The sequence below is a fragment of the Pyrobaculum sp. genome, from assembly GCF_049971835.1.
In the GTDB taxonomy this organism is placed as follows: Archaea; Thermoproteota; Thermoprotei; order Thermoproteales; family Thermoproteaceae; genus Pyrobaculum.
The window spans coordinates 1-5440 of sequence record NZ_JBMFKV010000131.1; the positions used below are offsets into that span (position 1 = coordinate 1).

At 58.5% G+C, this 5440-nt stretch carries 9 protein-coding genes; all 9 read left to right on the forward strand.

All coding sequences use genetic code 11. The annotated features are described in order from the left end of the window. Positions 1-523, forward strand: a 523-nt coding sequence (locus ACP5J3_RS10430; protein ID WP_428495635.1) for a hypothetical protein, incomplete at its 5' end; no start/stop codon positions are given. Positions 524-582: 59 nt separating this feature from the next. After that, positions 583-1122, forward strand: a complete 540-nt coding sequence (locus ACP5J3_RS10435) for a hypothetical protein (protein ID WP_428495636.1) — start codon at positions 583-585, stop codon at positions 1120-1122. A 1-nt stretch (position 1123) separates the two neighbouring features. Then, entirely contained in the window at positions 1124-1540 is a 417-nt protein-coding gene (locus ACP5J3_RS10440; protein WP_428495637.1) for a hypothetical protein, read from the forward strand. 81 nt (positions 1541-1621) lie between these two features. Beyond that, complete coding sequence (locus ACP5J3_RS10445) at positions 1622-2275, forward strand: DNA-processing protein DprA (protein WP_428495638.1); 654 nt, start codon at positions 1622-1624, stop codon at positions 2273-2275. A gap of 215 nt (positions 2276-2490) precedes the next feature. Beyond that, the gene (locus tag ACP5J3_RS10450) at positions 2491-3021 is read left to right on the forward strand and encodes a hypothetical protein (RefSeq protein ID WP_428495639.1); all 531 of its coding nucleotides are present in this window, start codon (positions 2491-2493) and stop codon (positions 3019-3021) included. 33 nt (positions 3022-3054) lie between these two features. Further along, on the forward strand, positions 3055-3255 hold the full coding sequence (locus tag ACP5J3_RS10455; RefSeq protein ID WP_428495640.1) for a hypothetical protein: 201 nt from the start codon (positions 3055-3057) through the stop codon (positions 3253-3255). Further along, positions 3252-4010, forward strand: a complete 759-nt coding sequence (locus ACP5J3_RS10460) for a hypothetical protein (RefSeq protein ID WP_428495641.1) — start codon at positions 3252-3254, stop codon at positions 4008-4010. Before ACP5J3_RS10455 ends, ACP5J3_RS10460 begins: the two co-directional genes overlap by 4 nt. Next, positions 4001-5164: a glycosyltransferase family 2 protein gene (locus tag ACP5J3_RS10465; protein WP_428495642.1), complete on the forward strand. Its 1164-nt coding sequence runs from the start codon at positions 4001-4003 to the stop codon at positions 5162-5164. Before ACP5J3_RS10460 ends, ACP5J3_RS10465 begins: the two co-directional genes overlap by 10 nt. Continuing rightward, entirely contained in the window at positions 5161-5352 is a 192-nt protein-coding gene (locus ACP5J3_RS10470) for a hypothetical protein (RefSeq protein WP_428495643.1), read from the forward strand. The genes ACP5J3_RS10465 and ACP5J3_RS10470 overlap by 4 nt, the downstream gene beginning before the upstream one ends. Positions 5353-5440 lie beyond the last annotated feature (88 nt).

Genomic DNA, 5440 nt, shown 5'->3' on the forward strand with positions numbered 1-5440 from the left:
CGTTTGGTGTGCGGGGGAGGTAGACGTTTTGGAGGTGTATGCGGCCGCCTTCCGCAGTTTAGGTTACAATATCGGCGCAGTGATAAGACGTCTAGCTGAGATTTTTGAATCTGCAAAGTCTAGGCGACTCTGCGTAAATTCTAATGAAGCAGGGGTGACAGGCTCCGTGGTGGTTAGGAAGCTGTTCTACAGATTTATGGAAAACGTTTTTGGAGGCGAGTTGTACAAAACTGGATCGCTAACGAGGAAAGGCATCAAGAAGTTCAGACGGGTATATGCATGCATCGATGTAGAGGAGGCTAGGGCTAAGATTAGGAGTTTGATGGACAGACTCTCACAAATAAAGCGTACAGTTGTACCAATAAATCCCACCGATCTAATCCCCCCATCCATTCCAACGGATCGCCGTGCTGGCCCGGGCCAGCCCCATGACCCCTCTGGCCAGCGAGCCAGACGGGGAAGGAGGGCGCCTATGAGCCGCCCTGGAGGAACCCGCCCTTTAGGGCGGGGAGGAGGCCAGTAAAGATGTACAAGTATAGTAGCTATTACTGGTTAGAGGAAGAACATGCAGAATAAATGGGTATGAGCGAGAAGTTGAGGAGGTTCCTCACAACTGTCAGAAGGCTGTATAAGATCGAGCTGTGGGAGTGGGTTCTGCTTATGGTGTGCATGGACAGCCCCGTCAGCACGTTGCGGATAATGCGCATGGCGTATGCGCTGAAATATTTAGAAGTTCCGCCATTTTCGCGGCTGACGTTTGAGCCTGGCAAGTTCGCGCCGCACAGCCCGCAGATAGCGATGGCGCTCAGCGAGCTTGAGCTGTCGAACCTAATCAAATGCGAGCGCAGGAAAGTAGTCAAGGTACTCAGACGCGGCGGAGGCGTCGAGTGGCACGAAGACCGCGTGTGCGAAGTCACAGAAAGTGGCTTCAAGCTAGCCAAGCAAATTAAGCGCTGGGCGCGATTCAAGGAAGCGTACATCTATGTAAGGGAGGTTGCGCGATTGCCAATATGGATTCTAAACGCGTTGGTATACTTAGAAGCGAGGCACTACATCTCACAGCGCTACGCGCCACTGCCAAGGCGCCTCAAAACTGTAATTAACCCTAGGTGTTTGGAGTAGCGTGGACGACATCTACGTCGTAGTCCCGTGGCCTCGGAAGAGCAGACACGCCAGGGCGGTTATCCAGTCGGTGCTCAAGGCGCTTGAACAGCTAGGCTATGCCACTGTACGGATACCGCGCCGCTGTCTCAAATACTGCGATCGTCACGAGAAGTGGGAGTGCGCGTGTTGCTGGGTAGACGAGCGGGCCGTTATATTTGAGTTGCAGGGAGGCGTGACCGCGTACAAGCTGGTAGAGGGGGCTAGCAGATGGCGTTGGCAAGACGTTGAAAAAAACGCAGGTACAGAAAACCGCCGAGCGGCCGGTTGCATAAAGACGCCTGCCTCTCCTGGCGGCGCCTTCCGCAGTCTGCGGGCCGCCTCTGCGAGGGCCTCTGCGAGGACTACGTGGGCCAGGGGGGAGAAGTGCGCCGTGTAGAAGCTGTAGAGAGTGCGGTTGCCCACTAGGTAGACGTACCAGTAGCCGCCGTACGCCGAGAGGTAGACGCCGCGGACTGGCATGGGCTACGGGATCAGGATCGTAGACGCCGAATCGCCGGAGTACCCCCGCCTCCTCCGCCTCCTCCCAAACCCCCCGAGGCTCTACGCAGTGGGGAGGACGTTGCCGAGAGAGCCAGCTGTGGCGGTGGCCAGCGCCAGAGACGCAGATGAACATGGCATCTCGCTAGCCAGGGAGGTGGGGCACCTCCTGGCCCAGAGGGGCGTGCCGGTGGCGACGGGGCTGTCCAGAGGCGTCGACGAGGCGGCGCTCGACGGCGCCCTCTCCGCAGGTGGCGTAACCGTGGGCGTACCGCCGTCGCTGTACGCCAGAGGCCGCCTGAGGCGGGAGGTTAGGCGGCTTGTGGGCATGGGGGGAGCCGCTGTCTCTGAGCGCCTGGAGGCCTCCGACATCCGCCGCGCCTTAGCTGAGAGAAATTGGATAACCGTCGGCATGACCAAGGCGCTAATAGTAGCATATGCCAGGTACAGGCAGAGCGGCTGGGGGACCCTAATCGCGGCGAGGACCGCGTGGAGGCTCGGGAGGCCCGTCGTGGTTCTGAGGCCGCCAGATAGCGCCCCAAAGGACGCGGTCCTGGGCTTCGAGACCCTGGCCAAACTAGGCGCACTGGTTGCGGAGACGCCGGAGGAAGCCGTGGAGAGAGCCCTGGCGTAGACGTTCAGCTATCCCATCTATATTCTTCTTGACCTCGCGTCGTACGTACTTCCTGAATCAGGAAGATTGTCTGACATTAAGTCAGGAAGAGTGTAGATGGGGTAGTGGAACGCCGTGGTGAGCTGTATCGCCTTTATTTCTACATGCTGGGGTTTTGTGGTGTTGCTGTGTTTGCGTTGTGGAAAAGTATAAACCTGTCTAGTTTTCTGAGAGATATGGGCATCGACGAGTGGATTCTGCTTGTGGTGAAGCTGAGCGGGAGGGCCCTCGCGACGAGGATACAGAAGGTTATGTTTATTTTGTGGAAGGAGCACCGGGTGGGGGAGTGGGAGCTCTACTTCTTCCCGTACAAATACGGGCCGTGGAGCTACGAGGTGAGCGACGCGCTGAAGAAGCTCGTAGGAGAGGGGGCCCTCGCTGTGGAGGCTGGGCAACGGGCGAGGGAGGGGAGGGCGCATACAGGCGCCGTGAGGGTCTACAGCCTGACCGAGAGGGGGCGGGCTATGGCTGGCAAGGCGGAGCGGCGGGCTCTTCTAAAGAGCCCACTGGCCTACCTAACGGCGAGGAGGTGGGCGAGGGCCCCTCTGGAGGAGCTCATCGCCTACGTCTACGAGAAGTACCCGGAGTATACGACGCGCTCTCTGTTGATATTTGACTACCTCCGCCTAGCAGAGAGGCATAAACTTTTCGAGATACGCGCCACTGCCAAGGCGCCTCAAAACTGTAGTAAACCCAAAGTGTGTTGAGTAACACGGACCTGGTAAAAACTTTAAATTGACATGGTGGTTAGACGCTCAGCGGTGGCGTCAAAGTCTTCTATATCTACCATTGGCAAGGGTAGGGGAGTAGTACGGAAAACGCTCACGCTAACTCAACGTAGCGTCGAGATTTTGAGGGCGGTTGTGGGGTGCGCCGCCACCTCGCAACCAGAGGCGGTACGGGTGGCCACAGACTACACGCGCGGGGAGTTGGTGCTATGAGGTTTCTGGTCGTCGGCTACGGAACCGTAGGCCGCGCCACCGCCCTCGTGCTGAAGACTCTGGGGCACGAAGTGTGGGCCTACGACGTGAGGAGGGAGGCGTTTGAGGACGACCCAGTAGGCGTGAATATTGGCCTGAGGACCGATGGTGTTGATGCGGCGTTTGTCTGCGTACCAGAGTGGGCTGTGTGGGAAGCAGTAGCTCTAGTCGCAGACGTGCCCCGCATAGCTGTCAGGTCCACAACGCCGCCTGGCACTGTTGACGCCCTCAGCGCTAAGTTCGGGCTGAAGGTGAGCCACATCCCTGAGTTTCTGCGGGAGAGGAGCTGGCGGGAGGACGCCCTCAGGCCGCACAAAATTGTAATCGGCGAGTGTTGCAGGGAGCACGGCGATTTCTACGAAGAGCTCTTTAAACCGCTAGGGGCGCCAGTCGTGCGGGTCAGGCCTATAGAGTCTGAGCTCATTAAGCTCGTCAACAACGCGTACCTCGCGACACAAATCAGCTTCTGGAACGAGGTGCACAAGCTGTGCCAACACCTAGGGGTGGATACCCACAGAATCGCCGAGGCGGTCAAGCTGGACCCGAGAGTTAGTAAGTACGGGGCTGACTTCTTCGGAGTCCCCTTCGGCGGGAAGTGCCTGCCGAAGGATCTCGCCACGCTGATCCGTACATACAGAGAGCGCGGGCTCAGCCCACGTCTACTGGAGGCCGTGGCCGAAGTCAACAGAGAGCTCGGAGGGGGGCCGTGGTACTAGACGCCCTGGTCCTCGCGGCGTGGGTGTCGCCGATCTACTACTTCTCGTCTCTAGTTGGGGGGGAGATCGCGAGACGCATCCGCCGCAGGAAGCTGGGGAGGAGGGGGAGGGTGGAGAAGGTCATCTTCCAGATACCGACGGTGGGCAACGCCGAGACGACGAACAGAGCGTTTAGAGCTGTGAAGTCGTACGGCTTCCCGGTGGAGACGTGGGTCGTCATTGAAGAGGGCGACGACCCCAGCAGGTACGAGGCGGATAGAGTTGTCGTGGTCCCGAGGGGCTTCCAGTGCGAGTGTCTGTACAAGGCGAGGGCCCTCGAATACGCCAGGCGTCTGAGGAAGGAGATGGTGGAGAGGGGCGAGCTGAGCCCGAACTACGTCCTCCTGCAGGGGGACGACGACTCAATCCCGAGCAGGGAGTTCGTCGAGGAGTGCCTCTCGGTAGACGCCGATATTGTAATCGGCACGATAACGCCCAGGCCAGTGACGGTGCTGGGCACTCTGATAGACTACGAGAGGAGCGTTGCGTGTGGCACGCAGTGCAACCTCTTCACGAACATCTCCAGCCCCGTCTGGGGGCACGGGGAGGCCATGTGTATCAGTAGCCGCGTCGACCTTAGCGTGTCCTACGACGTAAGCGACATCGGGAGGAGTGGACAGAAGCTCATATCGAGCGAGGATTTGTTCTACCTCCACAAGGCCGTACACAAAGGCTTTAGGAGGGTGTACAACTCAACGGCGAAGGTGTACATAACGCCACCCTTGTCTCTCAGAGACGCCTTTAAGCAGAGGAGGAGGTGGATGTGGGGGAACCTCCGTATCGTCCTCTATGGCCTCCTGCCGCTCTCCAGCAGGTTGAGGATACTGGCGGCTTGGATCCTCGGCCTGTACACATATACTGTTTCTACGCTGGGTATCTTCCTGTACCACCTCGGTATCGTTAAGTTCCCCGACTACCTCTACCCGCTCCTCTGGGCGACCCTGGTCATGTGGCTCCTAGCCAGAGGGGTGTCGATAGGGAGGGCCATGGGGTGGAAACACGGCGTACTGGGCACGGTGGCCAGCCACATTACGGTCACGCTGAACTTCGTACTACACGTCGCGGCGCTTCTGAAGGGTGATCCTAAAAAATTCGAGGTAATAAAGAAGGCATGACCGAGTACATCGAACGCCTCAAGGTGAAAACACAGACTGAAGAAGACCAGCAGGCGCTTGGCCACCTGATCGCCCACATCTTCGCCACACTTCGGTGCAGACACGGGAGGTGTTGCGTCTCCCTCGACGTCGGCAACGAAGAGAGGACGATTTGTTGCGACTCAGAGGGTGAGTGCTATGCAGACTAGACGTTTAGCTATGGACGACATCTACGTCGTAGTCCCGTGGCCTCGGAGGAGCAGACACGCCAGGGCGATTATCCAGTCGGTGCTCAAG

Bases quoted from the DNA above. Each gene is read 5' to 3' on its own strand.
- ACP5J3_RS10460 (WP_428495641.1), top strand. From the start codon at position 3,252: ATGAGGTTTCTGGTCGTCGGCTACGGAACCGTAGGCCGCGCCACCGCC.
- ACP5J3_RS10455 (WP_428495640.1), top strand. From the start codon at position 3,055: ATGGTGGTTAGACGCTCAGCGGTGGCGTCAAAGTCTTCTATATCTACC.
- ACP5J3_RS10435 (WP_428495636.1), top strand. From the start codon at position 583: ATGAGCGAGAAGTTGAGGAGGTTCCTCACAACTGTCAGAAGGCTGTAT.
- ACP5J3_RS10470 (WP_428495643.1), top strand. From the start codon at position 5,161: ATGACCGAGTACATCGAACGCCTCAAGGTGAAAACACAGACTGAAGAA.
- ACP5J3_RS10450 (WP_428495639.1), top strand. From the start codon at position 2,491: ATGGGCATCGACGAGTGGATTCTGCTTGTGGTGAAGCTGAGCGGGAGG.
- ACP5J3_RS10445 (WP_428495638.1), top strand. From the start codon at position 1,622: ATGGGCTACGGGATCAGGATCGTAGACGCCGAATCGCCGGAGTACCCC.